The sequence below is a fragment of the Streptomyces sp. genome (assembly GCF_036566765.1).
GTDB lineage: Bacteria > Actinomycetota > Actinomycetes > Streptomycetales > Streptomycetaceae > Streptomyces.
Window position 1 is genome coordinate 1 of record NZ_DATCVQ010000108.1, and the last position, 19,182, is coordinate 19,182.

Consider the following 19,182-nt stretch of genomic DNA (forward strand, 5'->3'; position numbering starts at 1 on the left):
GGGGTGGCGCCGACCACCACGATGCTCGGGGTGACGAGACTGGCGATCCCGGGCCAGATGGTCGAGCTCGAGGGGACTGCCGTCGCGTAATGCGGCATCAGGCGGCCCTCGCCGGAACGCCGGAACCTGATCCCGCGCAGCGGTGAAGGTGCGTCCGAAGCCATAGGAGGCGGCTTCGGACGCCCTTCAGATCGGGCCCCTGCGATCTGGCTCATCCGTCCGGCCAGTCTGGTTCGCTCGGCATGGAACCGTGGTGCTCCGCTGGCTCGTCCGTTCCCCAGTGCGCCCACAACCAGAAGGCCAGCGCGCCCAAGCCGCACAGTCCGACGGGAATGACGGCGGCAAGTATCCAGTCCAGCACGGCGGTTCCCCCCATTCGACGACCAGGACTGCTCCTCCTCGGAGGTTCCCATGAGGCGGCCCCGGCACCGCCGAGGTCGCCCGAAACGGATCCGCGGGGGAGTTCACGAAGTCTTTGAGCGGAGTGCGGATCGCCTCACTTGGTGGGCTGGGCGTCGTCCGGGCGGAGGGCGGTGCGGATGCCCGTGATGACCACGGTGATCAGGCAGAGGGCGATCAGGGTCTCGGCCCACAGGAACGCGAACCAGTCCAGCACGCAGCCGATCGGGGGTGTGCCGGGGGCTGTGTTGCGGAACGCCGCGAGGGCGAACAGGGTGGCGGCCATCCAGGCGAGGGCAGGCCAGACCAGGCCCTTGACGCGGGTCGTCAGGTACCAGGTTCCGAGGAGCACGGACGACGCCAGCGCCCACATCACGACCATCATGAAGACCGCGAAGACCAGCAGGCTGCCCGATCGGGCCAGACTCAGCGACACGACGGCCTCCTGCCGGGAGGGCCTGGGTTCCGCGGAGATCGAGAAGAGCGTGTCGTTGTTGGAGAACAACAAGCGCACCGGCACCTGCTTGCCACCCAGCTGAGCCCGGAACGCGATGTCGGTCGCGTAGGTGTCGAACGGGTAGTCGCTGATCGCCCCACCCGTGAGCGCGACCTTCACGTCCCTGGTCGCGAGCCGCTCGTGGGCCGTGAACTCCAGGTCGCCGAGGGTGGCCCCGGAGGTCTGGAGGCTGAGATCGGCCACCGGGGCGGCCCCCTCCGCCTCGCCGAAGGTCCCGCGTGGGGTGACCCAGACGCGCAGCACCAGCTCTCGGGCCGTGGCGTCGACGCGTTGGACGACGGCCTCCACGTCCACACGGTCAGCGGCTGAGGATCCGACGGTGTGGACCGTGTCGACCGCCTGGCGCTCGCTGAACTGCAGCCAAGAGCCCACCCACACCGCCACCACGATCAGGACCGCGATGGGCAGCAGGACCGGCAGGATCGACCCCCCGGAGCGGCGCGGGGGAGGTGGGTCCGACGGTGGTGCCATGGTGACTCCGACGAGGTGGGATGAGAAACGGACTCGTCCGACCCGACACCGGGAGCGGAGCTCGCGCCGACAGGGGGGGTCTGGCGATTCGTGTGGGTCGAGCCGGGTGATGCGGCGCGCGTCCCATCGTGTCGGACGGGCCGGGGGTTACGGGTTGTGACCGCTCCGGGTGCACCCGAACGCGCCACCCGGTAGCGCCGAAAACGTGCGTTCCGCCCAAACCGTTGCGGCCGGGTCCCGTCGGTGGCCGCCGCCGGCGTAGCTCGGCGTGCAGGGCCCACGTCTGCACCGTCCGCCCACTGAGGGTCCAGGGGCGGGCGGCGTGGAGATGGCGAAAGGCCCCGCCTCTATGATGGATCGATGGCATTGATCAAGCAGGTCCAAGTCACCTTCGACTGCGCAGAACCTGAACGCGTCGCTCGTTTCTGGTCAGCGGTGTTGGGGTACGTCGTACCGCCGCCGCCGGAGGGGTTTGCTACTTGGGACGACTTCGATCGCGCAATGCCGTCTGAGTATCAGGGTCCAGCGTTCGCATCATGCGCCGATCCCTCAGGTGCGGGCCCTCGACTGTTCTTCCAGCGTGTCCCCGAAGGCAAGGTCGTCAAGAATCGGGTGCATCTTGACGTGCGGGTCGGCACCGGGCTCGTGGGTGAAGAGCGCCTGGCTGCACTTGAGGCCGAATGCGCACGACTGGTCCCGCTCGGCGCGGTACGCGGGCGACTCCTGCTCGCCGATGGCGTCAACGAGTCGTGCCTCCAGATGCAGGACATCGAGGGCAACGAGTTCTGTCTCGACTGAGTGGCCGCGAACGTGGCACCTGCGCGAGACGACCAGTGCGGTTCGCCATCAGGAGGGTCGCCGTCCCGCGGCACGTCAACGGTCCTGATCCAGAGCCATCCTTCGGTCTCCACGAGCAGGGACCGCCTGCTCCCGATTGGACCGTCCCGGTTCAGCCAGTCGTGCGGCCAGGCGCGGGCGGGACCTGCGGGCGGCTGGGTCCCTCCCCGTTGCCCAGCCGCACACGCACTGACGCCCTAAGGGCGCCAGTCAGCCTGCAGGTCGTGGGAGTCGGTCTTGGTGAGTTGGGTCAGTGCGGTGCCGTTGGCCCGTACCAGGTAGAGGTGTTCGGGGTCCGCGTCGTCCGTACCGCCTCTGGTGAAGACCAGGCGCCTGCCGTCCGGGGACCAGGAGGGGTTCTTGTCGTTGAAGCGGTCCGAGGTGATGCGGTGCAGTCCGGTGCCGTCGGGGCGGACGACGTAGAGGTGGGCGAAGCCGGAGGAGTCCACGCGGCTGAAGGCGATCCGATTGCTGCGCGACCAGTCGGGCGTCCAGTCGTGCGAGCCGGGTCCGGTGACCGCTTTCTGGGCCATGGTGGACAGCCGGATCCGCATCACCCTGCTGTGTCCGCCCGCGTCCGCACGGTTGAACGCCAGGTTCGCGCCGTCCGGGGACCACGTCGGATGGAAGTCGTCCGCCGAGGTGTGGGTGAGTCGGGTGGCGGGCGTGCCGTCGATGTCGGCCACATAGATCTCGCGCTGGGTGCCGACCGGCTTGGAGTATGCGATCCGCTTGCCGTCCGGGGACCACGCCGGGTCGGAGCCGCCCTCGGTTCCGGGGACGGCCTTCAGGTCGCCGCCCGTGGTCTTCATCGTCCAGATGCCGTCGATGGCGCCACCGGATCCATATCGGACGAAGGCCACCCGCTTGCCGTCCGGGGACCAGCTGGGCATCACGTCGCTGACGGTGGAGGTGTGGGTGAGCTTGACGGGCGCGCCGCCACTGGGGGAGATCGCGTAGAGGTCTTCGATGGAAGCTGCTGCGGTGTAGCGGGCGAACACGATCGGGCGGTCCCCCGCCGCCCCCGCGTCTCCTGCGGCGCCGAGGGTCAGTGGTGCGGTCATGGCGAGCGCCATGGCGCTCACTGCCGCCCTGCGGCCGAGCGTTGTGCCGTTTGCGCCGGTCCTGCCGATTCTCCGAGCCGTTCTGACGGTTCTGTCATTGCCGGTGCGGTGTTGTTGGAATGTCAAAGCGTCCACCCCGATCCCTCCCTGCGGCCTGCTGCGGGCCGCTTTGGGCCGTAACATCCCACCGACGGGGGTGCGGGGGAAGCAACAGCACCTGGCCGTACGAGCCCTGTGACATGTTCCGTACATCGCTGTCACACGCGATGTACGTGCGAACGCGCGGCCGCCGCGCCGTCAGCGGGTGGCCGCCACGGCGACGATCGCCCGTACCTGGGCGATGATGTCGAGCCGGTTCCGGACGAACTCGGGGTCGGTGACCGTGCCCGTCGCCGGGTCCGTGTTGCCCGTGCCGAACTGGAGCACCGGGGTGTGCACGTGGCCGCCGGGCAGATCCGTCAGACCGAGGCGGTCGCGCAGCAGGGTGGCGCGGTAGGCGATCTCGTTGGAGAGGTAGTTGCCGCCGCCGCCCGCCCGGGCGAGGGAGCCGGGGGTCGGGCCGTCGGGGCGTACGACGGGGGTGTCCGCGCCGGCCGGGAGCTCGGTCACGGAGGTGTTGTCGTAGACGGGGAAGCGGCCGGTGTGCGCCGCCGTGATCGCTTCGTACGGAAGGGTGGTCGACGTCCACTGGGGCTGGGTCGCGGGGTCGGCCACCGGCACGGTTTCGGTGCGCGCCAGGTTCTCGTTGTCCGGGAAGCCGCCTCGCCAGGCCCCGTTGGTGCGTTCGACGTCGAAGCGTCCGGGCCGGCCTTGGCTCACCGTGGTGAAGAGGTCCACGTTCGGGAGGTGCGGGCGCAGGGTTCGTTCGACCGTGCCGTCGGCGAAGTCCTCCCAGCGGACCGGGAAGACGGCGGTCTCGACCCGGGCGCGGGAGCCGTCGGCGGTGCGCAGCCAGGTGCCGTCCAGGGCGAGCGCGGTGGCTCCGGAGGGGTTGCTGATCCGCACGTCACGGTCGAGCGTGAACGGGTCGAAGCCGGTCAGCAGGATCCGCTTGACGCCCTTGCCCGCCGGGTAGCGGATGGCGTCCTGACCGCGTGAGGACCGTTCGAGCCGTACGAGCAGCCGGGCCCGTCCATCCTGACCGAGGCCGAACTCGGGTTGCCAGGCACGCAGTTCGCGGGTGAGCGCGAGCCGTGCCCAGTACAGTGGCCGATCGTCGTCCCGGGACAGGTCGCCGCCAGCGGGCCCGCGGCCCTGGGCCCGGTCGACCGCCCGATGCCAGAGTCGCGATCCGTGGCGTACGACCGTCCGCTCGGCCTGCGCGGGGGAGTCGGCCTCAGCGAGGACGTCCGCGAACTCCTCTGCCAGGGAGGCGAATCCACTGCGCCTGAGGATCTCCTGGGGTGCGGCCCGGTCGAGTCTGGCCTCCTCCGCCGTCACCGTGGGGGTGATGGCTGCGGCCGGAGCAAGGGGTGCTGCGGCGACCAGGGCGAGGGCGAGGGCGAGCGTGCTGCGTATCGGGGGCACAGGGGTCCTTCCGTACGTCGGTGACGGGCCGCCGGAAGTATCCCGTCGCGCGGGCGAGTCCCGCTACGTGGAACTCCGGCAGGATTTGCTTACAACAAGAAGCAGTTCTCCCCCCCCCCAGCCCCGACTGCCGGCCGTCCACTGGACCCGCCCGCCGGACCCTCCCGCGTACGTGCCAGGCCTCGCGCGCGGCCTCAGGACACGCCGTCCAGGTAGGCGTCGCTCATCGCCGCGACAGCGTCCGGCCACCAACTACCCAGGGCGCCCACGGTGGCGCGCCAGTCGCCCTCGCGCAGGGCGCGTGCCAGCAGCGGCCGGGCCCGGGACGGCTCGAGTTTCCGGGCCACGGCGGTAAGGACCAGGGCTCTGTCGCCGGGGACGGGAACGCTCTCGGCGAGGGACTCGGCCGCCGCCAGGTCCCCGGAGGCCGCCATGGCGGACGCGACCGGGCCGACGAGCGCCTCCCACTCCTCCGGGCCCACTGCCGTCGCCGTTGCCACCCGCAGCAGTTCCCGGGCCCCCGCGATGTCACCGTTGCTCGCGGCAGCGGTGGCGAGGAGCGACATCGTGTGGCGCAGTCGGCCGGCCGACTGCATCGCGCCCGCGAGCCGGTTGATCTCCTCCCAGTCCCGGCGGGCCGCCGCAGTGTGGATGCGTACGGTCGTAGCGACATCCCTGGCGTAAGGATGGAGGAGCGGGCGCGCGACGGTCACGGCCCTGAGATGGGCTCCCGCTTCGGCGAGCGCCTCGGCCAGCCGCAGCAGCGCCTCGTCGCGGGCGTTGGAGGGCTCCATGTCGGCGACCGCGGCCTCTGCCCGGTCCGCGAGCCGTTCCAGACGTGCGCCGTCCTCGTGTGAAGTCGCCTTCACCAGGGCCGTCCAGCCGTCCGCCTGGGCGACGGGGTGCTCCACCGTCTCCAGCAGGGCCTCGGCGCGGTTCGGCGAACCGGCTTCGTGCACCGCCTGAGCGAGCCGGCTCACCAGATACGGCATGGACTGCGGGTCCGCCTTCTCGGAACGCGCGGCCGCCAATGCCCTCTCGGTGAATGTGGCGACGTGCGCGGGCCGCCGCTCTCGGCCGGCCGTACGGACGAGAGCGGTGAGGGCAGCGACACGCGATGCGGGCTGAGCAGCGCGCAGCGCCTTCGCCGTGTGCTCGTACTCCGCCGCCCCGTAGAGCGCCTCCACCAGTTCGGGCAGCGCGTGGCTGTGCGGGCGTTCCTCGGCGATCCGGCAGCCAACGCCGTCCGAATGCTGCGCCAGGAGGCCGATGCGGGTCCGATCGCCGGCGACCGTGAGGGAACGCAGCAGCGCGGCCAGGGACCGGCTCTCTTCCTCGCTGTCCAGGAAGGACCGTGACTCGCGCTCCGCCTCGACGGCCAACTCCGCCGCCTCGTGGTGCTCACCGGCCTCGGCGAACGCCAGAGCCAGCGCGGCCAGCCCCTCCGCCCGGCGGAGAGCGGAGCGGAGCGTACGGGCCGCGGCCGCGGCCTGCTGCAGCAGGCCCTCCGCGCGCAGCGCATGCACCAAGGCCAGCAGCAACACGTCCCGTACCACGGTGCTCTCGCCGGACCGGACCAACGCCTCGGCCCGCTCGAGGTGTCCACGCCGGACGGCCACTTCGATGACGTCGCGAGCGGTCTCCTGCGCGGTGTACGAGGACAGTGTGCGGAGCAGTTCCTCGGCGCGGTCGTACGCGCCGGCGTGGGCGAGGGCGACGGCAAGGCGGCTCAGCGCGTGGGACGCCCGGTAGGGCCCCTTGAGGGTGCGGGCCAGGGCCTCGGCGCGATCGGCGAGCCGGTGCATCTCTGTCGACCCCGCCGCCGCGTAGGCGTTCCGCACGAGTTCGGTCCACGATCGCACACGGGTCTCGGGGTCGGGCTGCGTGTCGGCGAACGCGCATGCGCGCGCCCACAGCCGGGCGGCCCGGGTGCGGTCCTCCGGTTCGGCATCCTCCCGCGCCACCAAGGCGGCCGCCGCGGTGGCGAGCTGCTCCAGCCCGGCACCTCGGAGCCCCGGCTCGCCGATGCCGTCCACGATCGCCTCGGCACGGTCGTACCGGCCGACCTTTGCCAGTTCGACCGCGATCTGTTTCAGGGCACGCTCCTTCAGGAAGCCGTGCGGTACCGCGGCGGCGGTCGCTGCGGCCTCCTCGTACCGGCCGGCCGCCGCCTGCGCTCCGACCACGGACTCCAGCACGAAGGCCCGGGCCTGCGGGGCGAGGGGCGCGCCGAGCCGTTGCGCCTCCGCGACACGGCCCTGGCTTGCCCAGATCTTGGCCACCGCCTGCCAGGCGTCCTGCTGTTCCTCGGGCCTCACCACCTCGGCGATCAGGGCCCGGAGCAGCGCGTCGCGGCCTGTTCCGGCCAGCACTTCCACGGATTTCAGGGCTGCCGTGCGACGCCGCCTGTCGTCCGCGAGGGAGCCGATCACTGTCTTGGCCTGGTCCATGAGCCCGGCCCCGGACAGGACGGTCGCGAGGCGGACCAGCGCTTCGCTCTGCAGCCAGGAGTTGGTGATGCCTCGGACCGTCGCCCTGACACGTTCGGCGAGGCGGGCGGCGCGTTCCTCCTCACCGACGTGGCCCGCCCGCTCCACGAGGTCGGTCAGCAGCTCGGCGCGCGTCTGGGCCTCCGGGGCCGCGCCGGCCAATGCCTCCGCGCGGGGGAAGTCGCCGAGCACCGCCCACACAGCCGGCAACGCCGCCGGCAGGGCCGCGTTGCGTGCGTTCAGCAGGCCGTGATGGACGGCCAGCACACCCAGACTGCGCAGGTCGGGGGTCTCCTGACCGAAAACCGCGTCCTGCGCGGCGCCGATCTCGGCCAGCGCGGCCGCGTCCCCTCCGGTGCGGAAGAGCATCCGGGCGTGACGGGCACGGTCCGTGGCGCAGGCCACCAGCTCGGTCACCAGGCCGGCCTCGGCGAGCATGGCGGCGTAGCCCCGCAGCAGGTAGGCGGGGGTGTCCGCCGGCCAGCCACGCCCCCGGTACGACTCTGCCCAGGCGCACAGCCGCTCCCGGTACGCGCTGAGCCGCTGCGCGAGGAACCGGCTTGCCGAGGCCTGGAGTTCCTCGTGTGCGAGGAGGTAGGCGGAATCGCCGTCCGTCGCGTCGGACGCGCCCTGGGCGGGGGCGCCGCGACGGGTGAAGGTGCGGGCCGTCACCGCCCCGAGCTGCTCGTCGACGCGCCACCGGTCGAGGCCCGTAAGCTCCGCGAGGTCAGCCGCCCGCAGCCCGCCACCGGACGCGGTGACCAGCCCCAGTAGGTCCTGCTCGTGCGGGGAGCCGTGCAGCAGGCGCTTGAGCTCCCGCTCGGCGTCCCGGCGCACCACCTGGGCGTGCGGCGACATGCCGAGGACCCGGACGACGTCCTCGGTCCGCAGGGGATGGTCGTCCGGTACGTCGACGGGCAGCGGCGGCTCCGGACGGCCTGCGACCACGACCCTCAGCCCGTGCGGCAGCCTGTCCGGCAGGAGCGCGGCGATGCTGTGCACCTCCGGCCCCGGCGCCGCGCCGCGGTCCTCGTCGAGGCCGTCGACGAGGAGGACCAGACGCTCGCCGCGCTCCCGGCACAGCTCCGCGGCGTCGTTAAGCAGGGCGATGAAGTGCGCGCCGCGCGTGGCGTCGGTGAGGTGCGTCGGCAGCGGTCGGTCGAGCAACTCGGCCAGTTGCTCCAGTACGACGTCGGTGAATCCGATCCGGTCGCTGTGGCCGGCGAAGCGGCCGGTGACGAAGAAGCACACCACGCGTACGCCGGGCGGCGGGTTCAGGGAGAACCAAGCCATCAGGGCGGACTTGCCCGCCCACGCGGGCGCACGCCACCACAGGTAGCCGCCGTTCCCCGGACTCGTACAGAACGCCGCCAGCTCCTCCAGCTCAGGCTGTCGGTCGAGCAGTTCGGCAGGGGCGATGGTCCGCACCTGGTGCTGATAGGCCGAGCGGACCGCGCGCTCGGCCGTGACGAAGACGTTCGTCTGGACGCCGCCGTCACCGATCTGCACTCCGCGGGCGTGTGAGGCGTCGATCCGGATGCCGGGCTCCGGCCTTCGCAGCCGCATGGGACCGTTCGCCTCACCGGCCGGCGGAGTGGACTCCGCGCCGGTCAAGAGAAGGTGTTGCTCTGCGTGTTGTGATCGCCGATCTGCACGCCCTTGGCCTGATCGGCGTTCACTTCGTAATGGACCTGCCGTGCGCCGGCCGCGTCCGCCCGCTCCAGAAGAAGCCGTGCGGCGGCGAGGACGTCCTCGTCCCGGTCCGCACCCGTCTCCACCAGCCGGCCCCGCAACCGCGTTTCCCAGAGGCCGGGTTCGATCTCCTCGGCCTGCAACAGCTCCCGTGTCTCGGCGTCGTCCTCGCCGGTCTCCACGGAGGAGCGGCGCCGGAGCGCGTCCCGCAGGCCGGCGTACGCGTCGCGAACGGCACTGCCGGCCGACTCCGAGACACCCGCAGCCGCACCGGTGGCCAGGGCCGCCAGGATCAACTCGACGCCTGTCATCTTCTCTCCGTTCCCGAGCGGATCTTCCCTCGGTCGGCCCAACGACCCAGCCGGGCAGCGGGACACGGCGCATCCGTCACCGCGCGTGCGGGTCAGTCGCGCCACAGCCCACGGCTCGGATTTCGGACCCGGTGGCCGAAGACACGTACGCCGCCCAATTCGAACAGTGCTGGTGAAGCCCGCGCTCGCACCCGCGAGATGCTGATCTTCACTGAAAACCGCCGTTCTCTACATGACTCGTTCACACCTTTTCACGGCCTCCCAGGCACGAAAGGCTGCACGCATCCATCCGCTGTTGCTCTTGGGGGGAATCGTGACAGCCGACAAGCACCGCGTCGTCGTTATCGGCGCCGGGCACATGGGAACCGCGATCATCGCCGGACTTCAGGAAAAGGACGCGGAATTGCGGGTCGACGTAGTCGAGATCGCGGCGCCCCGCGTACGTCTCATAGGGGAGAGATTCGGGATCACGGCACGGTCCCGTTATGAGGCCCGGCCCGGGGACACCGTCATTCTCGCCGTTCAGCCGCAGCAGTTCGAGGGGTTCGCGGCCGCGTCCCCCGACGGCGTGTTCGCGTCCGAGGGCGCGCTCCTCATATCCGTCATGGCCGGAGTCGGCATCGCGTCGATGACGTCGTTGCTGGGAACGCCGAAGGTGATCCGGGCGATCCCGAACACTCCCTCCGAGGTCTCCCAGGGGATGACGGTGATGTGCTGCGCGCCGGCCGTCACCGAGGTCGAGGCCGAGCGCGCGGAGTACCTGCTGTCCGCGGTGGGCCGGGTGCTCACCGTCGCGGACGAGACGCTGATCGACGACGCCACCGCGCTGTGCGGCGGCGGTCCGGCCTTCGTGGCGTACCTCGCGGACGGCCTGGCCGACTTCGCCGTCAAGGCGGGGTTCGACCCGGCCCAGGCGCGGCTGATGGCCTGCCAGGTGCTGCGCGGAACCGCCGACCTCATGGAGTCGACCGGGCGAGAGGCGGAGGAACTGTGCCGTGAGGTGATGACCCCGGGCGGCACCACGGAGCAGGGCGTCTTCCATCTTCGCGAGCGCGGCGTCCGGGACGCATTGGTGGAGGCACTGCGACGGTCGGCAAACCGCTCCCGCGAACTGGGCGGCACGGGACAGAGCGGCCCGCGGAAGGCGGCGGGCGGTGGCGGTAGGCGGGCTGGCACTACCGCCGCCGGCGGGCTGCCGCCGACGGACCCGACCGGGCGCTCCGGCGCGAAGGCGTGAGGGGGAGCCCGATGCTCGGAGTGACGCGCTCGACCACCGCGTCCCCGCTGGTGTCCACCCAGGAGTCGTACGAGGCGTACTTCGGGCTGGGACATGTGCTGGAGCTCGTCGACCGGCCGGGGGTCTTCAAGGTCAGCCCCGCGGGGCTGGCGCTGGGCGACTACCTGGTCCGCAGCGTGGACCCGCGGACGGTGCGAGGCCCGGCCCTGGACATGGCGACGGGCAGCGGCGCCCTGGCCCTGCTGCTGCGCAGCATGGGGGTTGCGTCCATCACGGCCACCGACGTCTCGGCCCCCGCGGTGAAGGCGGCGGCGGAGAACGAACTGCTGAACTTCCCCGACAACCGCATCGCGTTCCGGGAAACGAGCCTGTTCGACGGATTGGCGCATGACGGACCGTTCGATCTGATCGCCTTCAACCCGCCGGGCTGGCGCACTCCGTCCGACGCGTGCTGCCGCGCCCTTGAACAGACCGGAATCTCCACCCTCGACCTGTCGGCGATGTTCGGCGGCGAAAAGGTGCTGTTGGGTTTCCTCCTGGACCTTCCCCGACACCTTACGGAGTCGGGGCGAGCCGTCGTCGGACTGAACTCACTGACCGGAATCCGAGGCGTACTCGCGGAATTCGCGCATCGCAGCTCAGGCTCAGGATCAGGCTCAGGATCAGGATCAGGATCAGGCTTTGGCTCAGGATCAGACTCAGGCGAACGCGCTCTCGAATTCCGATTGATCGAGCGCCACAGTTTCCCTCTCTTCTTCTACACGCAGGACTGGCAGGCTTCTCGCGAGATACTCCTCGCGGAATTCCAGAGATGGAGGAAGGAGGCAGGCGCCGTGTTCAGTATCGCGGCCGACGGAACGCTGTACTGGTCGTACGAGATCGTCGAGTGTCGGCTCAGCCGCGGCCTCGGCGGGACTGGGGCCCGTACGGCCCGGCCCGTATGAGCGCGCGCGGCGAACAGGCGGCCGGGGTCGTCGCCCTGGCGACCGCCAACGTGATCCTCGGTATGTCCTCCCTCTACTGGCGCGCGCTGGCCGAGGTGCCGCCGGCGACCCTGCTCGGCTACCGGATCCTGGTCTCCCTGGTGACGCTGCTGGCCGCACTCGCGGTGCTGCGCCAAGTGCGAGCGGCACTGGAGACGGCCGCGTCCGGACGACTGATGCTGGTGCACGTCGTCGCAGCGCTTCTCGTCAGCGCCAACTGGCTCACCTTCATCTGGGGATCGATCCATGGGCGGGTCATCGAGACGGGCCTGGGCTATCTGATCGCTCCCGCCGTGACCATCTGCATGGGACGGCTCGTCATGCGGGAGCGACTCGGCGCCGTTCGCCGGGCGTCGCTGGCGCTGTGCCTCGGCGGCGTCGCGCTGCTGGTGCTGCGCAGCGCGGAGCTTCAGTGGTGGGTGTTCCTCGCCATCGGCACGACATGGGGGCTCTACACCTTCCTCAAGAAGCTCACCACCGCCGACCCGGTGACCGGGCTCACCCTGGAGACGGCGGTCCTCGCGGCGGCGACGGCCGTCGCGGTCCTCGCCACGCCGTACTCGCTCGACCCCGGCCCGAACGCCGACGCCCCGGACCTCGCCCTCCTGGCCGTCTGCGGCCTGGTCTCTGTCACCCCGCTGTGGCTGATCTCCTTCGGATCGAAGAAGATCACGCTCACCGCCGTGGGATTCCTCCAGTACCTGCTGCCCACGACGCAATTCGTCGTCGCCCTGACCTTCTACGGCCAGCGACCCTCCGCGAACACCGTCGTGTGCTTCGCGATCGTCTGGCTCTCCTTGATCTCCCTCGTCATCGACTCCGTACTGCGCGCACGCAGAGCGGCCAGAGCGCCGGAGCGGATCGCGGCCGCTCCGGACGGACAGGAGGCACGGCTGTGACCACGACAGGATGCGACGTGCTGGTGGTGGGGCTAGGCGTCTTCGGCGCCGCCACGACCTGGGCCCTGTCGCAGCGGGGCGCCACGGCTCTCGCGATCGACGCCCACGGCCCGACCCACCGCCACGGCTCCTCGCACGGCGACAGCCGCATCTTCCGCCGCGCCTACCGGGAGGGAGCGCACTATCTGCCGCTGCTGAACCGCGCCGACCAACTGTGGAACGAACTGGAGCAGAGCCACGGCGATCCCCTGCTGGTACGCAGCGGCGGCGTCTTCGTGGGCACCGCCGCGAGCGGCGTCGTCGAGGCGAGCCGCCGGACGGCGGAAGCCGGGGGAGTGCCCCACGAGCTGTGGAACGGGACCGAACTCGCCGAGCACTACCCGTGGTTCGGCTCCGCGCCCGACATCTCCGCCCTGTACGAGCCCGGTGCGTACGCGGTCCTGGCCACCCGAGCCCGCCTGGCCATGCTCGACGCCGCCGTCCACCATGGCGTCCCGCTCCGCTTCGGCACGGAGGCGGTCGACGTACGGCCCGGCAGGAACGGGGTCACCGTACGCCTGGGCTCGGGCGAGGACGTCGTCTGCGACGCGGTGGTCCTGGCGGCCGGCCCCTGGATGCCCAAGCTTCCGTCCGCCGGCCTGACAGAGGTGCTCCAGCCCATGCGCGTACCGGTCTACTGGTTCCGGCCCGATCCCCGCCTGGGCACGAACGGCTTCCCCGTCTTCCTGTACGAGACACCCGAGGGCGGGGTCCTCTACGGGCTCTCCGAGTGGAGCGGCGACGAACGACTCCTGAAGATCGGCTTCCACGACCTTCAGAACCGCCCCGGCGACCCGGACGGCACGACACCGGAGGTGCCGCCGGAGTTCCGCAAGGAGATCGAAGCGGCGATCGACCGCCTCTTCCCCGGCGTCCGACCGGAGCCGGTGGCGTGGCGCACCTGCTTCTACACCATGTCCCCCGACGGCGACTTCATCGTCGACACAGCACCCGAGGCCCCGTCCGTCGTTCGCGTCTCGGCATGCTCGGGCCACGGCTTCAAGTTCGCCCCCGCGGTGGGTGAATGCGCTGCCGCACTGGCCCTGGGAGAGACACCGGCGGTCGACCTGACGTCCTTCACCGCGGCTCGCTTCGCCGGTCGGGGGTGACTTCGCCGGTCGGGGGTGACTTCGCGCCGGCACGTCGGGGTGCCTCCCACTCGAGCCGCCGGCTCGTGCGTCAGGGCTCTCGTGGGTCAGGAGTCCCGTGCGTCGGGTCTCTCGTGGTTCAGGGTTGCGGAGGCCCGGCGACCGCTTCGGCGAGCACGCGACGGCCTGCCGGGGAAGCGAGGACGCCGCGCAGGGCAGCATCCCGAACGGCTCGGGCGGGAGCCGAGCGCAGCGTCCACGCGCGAGTGGCCAGGTCCGTGCGGGCGAGGACGCGCAGGGCTTCGGCGCGGCGCTCACGGTGCCAGGCCCTGAGCCCTTCGGCGGAGGGGCCGCCACGGGCGGTCGCACCGGGCAGCGCGGTGGCGAGAGACACCGCGTCGCGCAGGCCCAGGTTGAGTCCCTGCCCTCCGATCGGGCTGCAGACATGGGCGGCGTCGCCCGCCAACAGCACGCGTGAACGCCCCGGACGTGCGGCGAGCCGCCGATGCGTGCGGAACGTGCTCGTCCAGCGGCACTCGCGGACGGTCGCCCGCCACCCCCGTGCCGCGGCCTCGGCGGCGATCGCATCCGGGCTGTCGGAGCCGGAGGCAGGGCCGTGCGGCAGGTGCAGCACCACCCGGACCCAGCCGTCGAGGTGCATCGGCAGCACCACGAGCAGCCCCCGCGGTCCGCCGACCATGTGCACGTGGGACGGGTCGAGCGAGGGGTCCTCGACCCGGAGGTCGGCGAGGAGCCACGTACCGGAATAGGTCCGGCCGGGGAACGCCGAGCCCGTCACGGCGCGCAGAGTGCTTGAAGCGCCGTCGGCCGCCACGACCCAACGGGCGCGCAGCGGGTCCAGGGCGTCCGAGACCACGCTCACCTCCTCCGCGTGCTCGGTGACCGAGCGGACGGCCGCCGACCGGTGCACCCGCACACCGGCGCGCTCGGCCTCCGAGGCGAGAAGCCCCTCGGTCGCGCACTGCGGAACGGTCAGAATGTACGGGTACGAGGAGCGCAGCCCGCCCAGCTCGACCTCGCCGAGCCTGCGTCCTGGCGACCACATCTCCACCTTGTCCACCCGTCGGCCCAGCCCTTGCAACGACTCGACGAGCCCACTGGGGGACAGCGCCTCCAGGGTCCGTGCGTGCAGATCCGTCGCCCGGGACTCGGTGACCTGCCCGGCCCGGCGCTCCAGCACCACCACACCGAGCCCCGCCCGGGCGAGCAGCAGCGCTGCGGTCAAGCCGACCGGGCCTGCTCCCACGACCACGACATCCGCATCAACCCCCATGAAACATAGGATAGTTGGGCTGCAAGTTGGCCGCGACGAAGTATCCGGGGCCGCCGACGTGGCCCTTCACTTACGCGGGGCGGAGGTCGCTGAATGGAGCCAACCCTCCCGAACCGGCCATTCCCGAAACACCCCGTTGACGGTCTTTCATGCATCCGGTCAGCATTGCGTGTCCATGCCAGCAACGGATCGGAGTATCACTTGTTCGGCATACGCAAGAGACGCTCGTACGCCGCCGTAGGTGTCGCCGCCGCGGCCGTACTCCTGCTCCCCACCGCCCACGCCGCCGAAGCGCCGCAGGCGCAGGCGCGGACCGCCCCCCGTGCCTCCGCGGCGGTGGAGCACGCCGTGCCGACCGCCGCGGCGACGCGGGCGGCGGAGTACTGGACCCCTCAGCGGATGGCCGCAGCCCTCCCGGTCGACTCCGTCGACAGGACCACCGCACCCCGCAAGACCCTCCCGCCGAGCTCCTCCGCGCCGCAGAAGCCGGCCGGCCCGGCGACCACGGGTTCCCAGCCCGTCGCGGGCACCGCGACCCCGGCCGGCGACATCAAGGCGTTGGTCACCGCGACCCAGGTCGTGGGCAAGGTCTTCTTCACCGGATCGGACGGCAAGGACTACGTCTGCTCCGGCTCGGCCGTCAACAGCACCAACAAGAACATGGTGTTCACCGCCGGGCACTGCGTCCACGGCGGCCCCGGCCAGGGCTGGAACTCGAACTGGCAGTTCGTCCCGTACTACGACCACGGCAGCCGTCCCTACGGCACCTGGTGGGCCGAAACCCTCGTCGCCTTCAACGGCTGGATCAACGACGGGAACTTCGGGTACGACGTCGGCATCGTCATCACCTCCCCGAACTCGCGCGGCGAACTGGTCAACGCCGTGGGCGGCCTGGGCATCCAGTGGAACTACCCGAAGAACCGCTACATGACCGCCATGGGCTACCCGCAGGCTCCGCCCTTCGACGGCCAGTGGCAGTACTACTGCGCCGCCACCACCTCCCAGCGCAGCTGGTGGACCAGCGACCAGATCAAGATGCCGTGCAACATGACCGGCGGATCGAGCGGCGGCCCCTGGATCTACGGCAAGGACGACAACGTCTACTACAGCGGCTGGGTCAACGGCGTGAACAGCAACGTCGACAGCAAGACCGCCCCGACCGAGATGCGATCGCCGTACTTCGCGACCTGGGTCGGCGACGCGTTCAATAAGTACTCCACGTACTGACGCCGACCAGGGGGGAAGGGCCTCATGACGCGCTCCGCACACGGCACGCTCGTCGTCGCCACCGCGGTGCTCCTGTACGCGCTCAGCGGCTGCGGGACCGACAGCGGTACGCCGGGCACCCCCGGCACCGGCACCGGACCCGAGAGGCCCTGCCCCTCCTCCGCTACCCCCGGCAGCCCGACGCCCACGGAATCGGCCACCGGCTCTCCGGGGGACAGCCAGGCCCACACCCCGGATCCCAGCCGGAACTGCATCATCGAAAGCGGCGCCCCGGCCATGCCGGAGGATCCGTGAACCCTGCCGCGCCCTGTCTACTGCGTCAGGTGGGAATGAGTTGAGCGACGCCGGCGACGCCGGCGACACCGCAGTCAACCGCGACGGCCGCGACCTGCGGCCGCGAAATAGCATCTCCTGATGCCGAACATAGAGACGCTGATCCCGTCAGCCGGGCAGGCTGACACGGACGCGCTGTGCGCGTACGACGCCGAGGAGCTTGCCCGGTACGTGGCCGAGCCGTCCCATCCCTGGTGGCGGCGGAGACCCTGTGCTCAGGCTCTTGCCGGACGCGTCCCGCAGGGGTGGGCCGACGCGCTGCTCGACCGTGTCCGTGACCCCGGGGACGTGGGCGAGGTCCGCACGGCGTTGCTGGAAGTCGTCGGGGACCGTCCGGAACTGCTGCCCTGGCTTCGCCATGAGGACCGACGCAACGAGAAGTCGTACGGGATGCCGGAGGCGTTCCTCCGGACGCGCGGCCTCGTCGGCGACCTCACGGCGGCCGAGGAACTGGCCACCCTCGCGGCCGACCCGTGGCGGCGCAGCCAGGAGGCCGGCGAGGCGGGCCTGGACGCGCTGGTCGAGCGCCATGGCGTCGACGAGGTCCTGGGGCGGCTGGGGGAGGACCGGCCCGCGGACCGGCTCTGCCGGCTGCGAGTGCGGTTCAATTCCGGGCAGGACGTGACGTACGCCCTCGCCGACCCAGACCGGATGGTGGCTCACCTCGCGCACACGTTGGCGCACGACGCCGGCCGGCTGCGATCGTTCCTGGCTCAGGCGCCCACGACCGAGGCGAAGCTCTGGGCCATCCTCGCGCTCCACGAGCTCACCGAGGACCTGGGCGAAACGCGCACGCTCTATGAGGCACTAGGCACCCCTCGCGTCGAAGTCCCCGGCCTGGACGAGGAGTTGCGGACGCCGATCCTCCACGAGTACGTGCGGGGCAGCCAGCGGCTCACCGACCCCCGCTGGCGCGTTGAGGCGCTGTGTGCCGTACCTCCGGCCCGTTACGACGTGGAAGGCGGGCTGCGCCGGGCCATGCAGGCGCTCGCCTCGGCGGGTCTGGCTCCGAAGCCGCCCCTCGACTGCGGGGCTTATCACCAGCAGGGAGACGGGACCTACCACGTCATCGAGTTCGGCGACGACGAAGTCTGGATCAGCACCCTCGGCCGGTTCGTGATCGCCCACGAGGGCGGGATTACGGCCCGCCCGGCGTTGGAGGCGGCGGGCTTTCGCTGGATCGACGAGGAGGCCGAGGCCATCACCGTCGCCGACCTGTACGTCTACCACTTCGGCAGCCGCGCGCCGCTCTGCGTCGACACCCTGCTGTTCTATTGGCAGGACTAGCAGGACTAGCAGGACTAGGGCGTCTCTTTCGGATCATGCTCAGGCGGCATCCCACTCTGCTTGCAGCCAGTTGAGTTGCGCCTCGCTGAGCGAAGGCTCAAAACCTTCAGGGAACATGAGGGTGAGTGGCTGTGGCCACATGCTTTCGGGCCCGTGCTCTTCACAGTGCAGAGCCACGAGATGCGGTCCCTCCCCGCAAGCCTCGCGCCGGTAGAAGCGGGCATGCGCCTGGCAGAAGTACGAGAACACCGTGCAGTCGTCCTCGTCAGTCGGCTCGTAGAAACCGGGGTCGCGGACGATCAGTGTCACCGGTTCCTGACGGTTGAACTGGGGGATGGGCCGGGGATCACACCACAGCAGTCGAGGAGGAAGCACGCGATCATTCTGTCGGCTCGCCGAGTGCGCGGGCGAGCTGGTCCCGGAGGCGTCGGTTCTCCTCTGTCGGTTGCCGTAGGCGTTCGACCTCGGTCCGCAGGTTCGGCTGCCGCAGAGCCAGGGGCGGGAAACGCCGCGGGCCGCGGAGCGCAGCAAGCACAACGTGGCCGTCGCCCTGAAGAGTTCGCGACCGGGGTCGACACCGCGGAGGAGGCCGGGGCAGCGGCGGGCGATGAGAGCCCACGGCAGGCCCGCTGTATCGACGGCATCTTCACCTCCGGCGGCCAGGACCGGACCCCGGCGTAGGGAACCGGATGGACGATGTCAGCGTGGTGGACTCGAAGGGCGTTTCCCTTCCTGGTACGGATCAACGCCGTTGAGGGCGCGCTCACGGACGGTGAGTTGGACTCCTCTTCGTGGACTCCCTCACCGTGAAGTAGCAGGGGCCGAGCACACATCAACGAGTACGAGAGCGGCTGGGGCGAACGACGATGCAGATCCTTCCGGGTGGCACGGCGACGTTCATGCTGCTCTTCGGACTCTTCACCGGTGCCTTCGCGGTGAGGTCCGCGCTCCGGTTCCTCCGCGTCCTGCGGCTCGTCCGCCGGGGTGAGCGCGCGGAGGGGTGGTGCGCGGAGCGCCGGGTCCTGGAACGGTCCGGCATGGACAACTCGTACGCCACCGAGTACGTCTACGCCTTCCGCACCCCGGACGGGCACGAGATCCGCTTCACCGATCCCTCCCCGAGCGCCTTCGGCTTCGAGGAAGGGGCACCGGTCCGGGTGTCGTACGACCCGGCGGCCCCGGAGAGGAACGCGACGATCGCCGGGCCGGGGGCCTGGCGGGCGCTGGTGATCCCGGCGGTCATGGCGGGATTCATCGGGCTGATGACGCTGCTGCTGTTCTGGGCGTTCGGGGCGTCGCACGAATGGTGGTGAGACCACCGACGGGCGACGCCCTCGCTTCGGTCCGCATCGGGACCGTCATCGAGGTCAGGCGCGGGCACGAGGCCCGTTCCGCCCGCAGTCTCGCTGCCTCCGCCGAGGCCCGTGCCTGGTCGGCGTGGCCGACAGTACCGACGCAATCGCCGAAGTGATCACCACAGTCGGCGGT

Annotated in this window: 16 protein-coding genes and 1 pseudogene; 10 read left to right on the top strand and 7 right to left on the bottom strand. The window is 71.0% G+C overall.

Features of this window, described 5'->3' with window-relative positions:
* Positions 1–90: pseudogene (locus tag VIU94_RS05875) on the top strand (RidA family protein); the annotation flags it as partial.
* A gap of 406 nt (positions 91–496) precedes the next feature.
* Here VIU94_RS05875 and VIU94_RS05880 read toward each other — a convergent pair.
* Positions 497–1,387, bottom strand: coding sequence for a DUF4436 family protein (locus VIU94_RS05880; RefSeq protein WP_331908267.1), 891 nt, complete (start codon positions 1,385–1,387; stop codon positions 497–499).
* 360 nt (positions 1,388–1,747) lie between these two features.
* On the opposite strand from VIU94_RS05880, the gene VIU94_RS05885 reads away from it, so the two are divergent.
* A complete protein-coding gene (locus tag VIU94_RS05885; protein ID WP_331908269.1) occupies positions 1,748–2,185 on the top strand; it encodes a VOC family protein in 438 nt (145 codons plus the stop codon).
* Between the two features lie 236 nt (positions 2,186–2,421).
* Here the strand turns inward: VIU94_RS05885 and VIU94_RS05890 are convergent, their stop codons facing one another.
* The 4 genes from VIU94_RS05890 to VIU94_RS05905 form a co-directional block, all read right to left on the bottom strand.
* On the bottom strand, positions 2,422–3,288 hold the full coding sequence (locus VIU94_RS05890; RefSeq protein WP_331908271.1) for a beta-propeller domain-containing protein: 867 nt from the start codon (positions 3,286–3,288) through the stop codon (positions 2,422–2,424).
* A 297-nt stretch (positions 3,289–3,585) separates the two neighbouring features.
* On the bottom strand, positions 3,586–4,815 hold the full coding sequence (locus VIU94_RS05895; protein ID WP_414720894.1) for a pyroglutamyl-peptidase I: 1,230 nt from the start codon (positions 4,813–4,815) through the stop codon (positions 3,586–3,588).
* Between the two features lie 194 nt (positions 4,816–5,009).
* The gene (locus tag VIU94_RS05900) at positions 5,010–8,870 is read right to left on the bottom strand and encodes a hypothetical protein (RefSeq protein WP_331908273.1); all 3,861 of its coding nucleotides are present in this window, start codon (positions 8,868–8,870) and stop codon (positions 5,010–5,012) included.
* 44 nt (positions 8,871–8,914) lie between these two features.
* Positions 8,915–9,307 (bottom strand): Het-E N-terminal domain-containing protein, encoded by a 393-nt coding sequence (locus VIU94_RS05905; protein WP_331908275.1) that lies wholly within the window; start codon positions 9,305–9,307, stop codon positions 8,915–8,917.
* A gap of 313 nt (positions 9,308–9,620) precedes the next feature.
* Between VIU94_RS05905 and proC the strand changes: the two genes are divergently transcribed.
* Genes proC through solA form a run of 4 tightly spaced genes read left to right on the top strand, consistent with a single transcriptional unit; the run spans position 9,621 to position 13,574 of the window.
* Positions 9,621–10,544 (top strand): pyrroline-5-carboxylate reductase, encoded by a 924-nt coding sequence (gene proC, locus VIU94_RS05910; protein WP_331908277.1) that lies wholly within the window; start codon positions 9,621–9,623, stop codon positions 10,542–10,544.
* 50 nt (positions 10,545–10,594) lie between these two features.
* Entirely contained in the window at positions 10,595–11,488 is an 894-nt protein-coding gene (locus VIU94_RS05915) for a methyltransferase (RefSeq protein WP_331908279.1), read from the top strand.
* Positions 11,485–12,426 (top strand): EamA family transporter, encoded by a 942-nt coding sequence (locus VIU94_RS05920; RefSeq protein ID WP_331908281.1) that lies wholly within the window; start codon positions 11,485–11,487, stop codon positions 12,424–12,426. The genes VIU94_RS05915 and VIU94_RS05920 overlap by 4 nt, the downstream gene beginning before the upstream one ends.
* Entirely contained in the window at positions 12,423–13,574 is a 1,152-nt protein-coding gene (gene solA, locus VIU94_RS05925) for an N-methyl-L-tryptophan oxidase (protein ID WP_331908283.1), read from the top strand. Before VIU94_RS05920 ends, solA begins: the two co-directional genes overlap by 4 nt.
* 118 nt (positions 13,575–13,692) lie before the next feature.
* On the opposite strand, the gene VIU94_RS05930 is transcribed toward solA, so the two are convergent.
* Complete coding sequence (locus tag VIU94_RS05930; RefSeq protein WP_331908285.1) at positions 13,693–14,847, bottom strand: FAD-dependent oxidoreductase; 1,155 nt, start codon at positions 14,845–14,847, stop codon at positions 13,693–13,695.
* A 201-nt stretch (positions 14,848–15,048) separates the two neighbouring features.
* Between VIU94_RS05930 and VIU94_RS05935 the strand changes: the two genes are divergently transcribed.
* The 3 genes from VIU94_RS05935 to VIU94_RS05945 all read left to right on the top strand — a co-directional run bounded on the left by VIU94_RS05935 (position 15,049) and on the right by VIU94_RS05945 (position 17,694).
* Positions 15,049–16,074: a trypsin-like serine peptidase gene (locus VIU94_RS05935; protein ID WP_331908287.1), complete on the top strand. Its 1,026-nt coding sequence runs from the start codon at positions 15,049–15,051 to the stop codon at positions 16,072–16,074.
* 24 nt (positions 16,075–16,098) lie between these two features.
* Positions 16,099–16,368: a hypothetical protein gene (locus VIU94_RS05940; RefSeq protein WP_331908289.1), complete on the top strand. Its 270-nt coding sequence runs from the start codon at positions 16,099–16,101 to the stop codon at positions 16,366–16,368.
* Positions 16,369–16,488: 120 nt separating this feature from the next.
* Positions 16,489–17,694 carry a hypothetical protein gene (locus VIU94_RS05945; RefSeq protein ID WP_331908291.1) on the top strand — a complete coding sequence of 402 codons (1,206 nt, stop codon included), beginning with the start codon at positions 16,489–16,491 and terminating at the stop codon, positions 17,692–17,694.
* A gap of 39 nt (positions 17,695–17,733) precedes the next feature.
* Here the strand turns inward: VIU94_RS05945 and VIU94_RS05950 are convergent, their stop codons facing one another.
* Entirely contained in the window at positions 17,734–18,003 is a 270-nt protein-coding gene (locus VIU94_RS05950; protein WP_331908293.1) for a hypothetical protein, read from the bottom strand.
* Between the two features lie 557 nt (positions 18,004–18,560).
* Here VIU94_RS05950 and VIU94_RS05955 point away from each other — a divergent pair.
* Positions 18,561–19,007: a DUF3592 domain-containing protein gene (locus tag VIU94_RS05955; RefSeq protein WP_331908295.1), complete on the top strand. Its 447-nt coding sequence runs from the start codon at positions 18,561–18,563 to the stop codon at positions 19,005–19,007.
* Positions 19,008–19,182: the final 175 nt, after the last annotated feature.

What these genes read in the sequence shown, in the direction of transcription:
- VIU94_RS05880 (WP_331908267.1), bottom strand. Translation starts at nt 1,387, where the DNA reads ATGGCACCACCGTCGGACCCACCTCCCCCGCGCCGCTCCGGGGGGTCG.
- VIU94_RS05885 (WP_331908269.1), top strand. Translation starts at nt 1,748, where the DNA reads ATGGCATTGATCAAGCAGGTCCAAGTCACCTTCGACTGCGCAGAACCT.
- VIU94_RS05890 (WP_331908271.1), bottom strand. Translation starts at nt 3,288, where the DNA reads ATGACCGCACCACTGACCCTCGGCGCCGCAGGAGACGCGGGGGCGGCG.
- VIU94_RS05900 (WP_331908273.1), bottom strand. Translation starts at nt 8,870, where the DNA reads ATGCGGCTGCGAAGGCCGGAGCCCGGCATCCGGATCGACGCCTCACAC.
- VIU94_RS05905 (WP_331908275.1), bottom strand. Translation starts at nt 9,307, where the DNA reads ATGACAGGCGTCGAGTTGATCCTGGCGGCCCTGGCCACCGGTGCGGCT.
- VIU94_RS05920 (WP_331908281.1), top strand. Translation starts at nt 11,485, where the DNA reads ATGAGCGCGCGCGGCGAACAGGCGGCCGGGGTCGTCGCCCTGGCGACC.
- VIU94_RS05930 (WP_331908285.1), bottom strand. Translation starts at nt 14,847, where the DNA reads ATGGGGGTTGATGCGGATGTCGTGGTCGTGGGAGCAGGCCCGGTCGGC.
- VIU94_RS05940 (WP_331908289.1), top strand. Translation starts at nt 16,099, where the DNA reads ATGACGCGCTCCGCACACGGCACGCTCGTCGTCGCCACCGCGGTGCTC.
- VIU94_RS05945 (WP_331908291.1), top strand. Translation starts at nt 16,489, where the DNA reads ATGCCGAACATAGAGACGCTGATCCCGTCAGCCGGGCAGGCTGACACG.
- VIU94_RS05955 (WP_331908295.1), top strand. Translation starts at nt 18,561, where the DNA reads ATGCAGATCCTTCCGGGTGGCACGGCGACGTTCATGCTGCTCTTCGGA.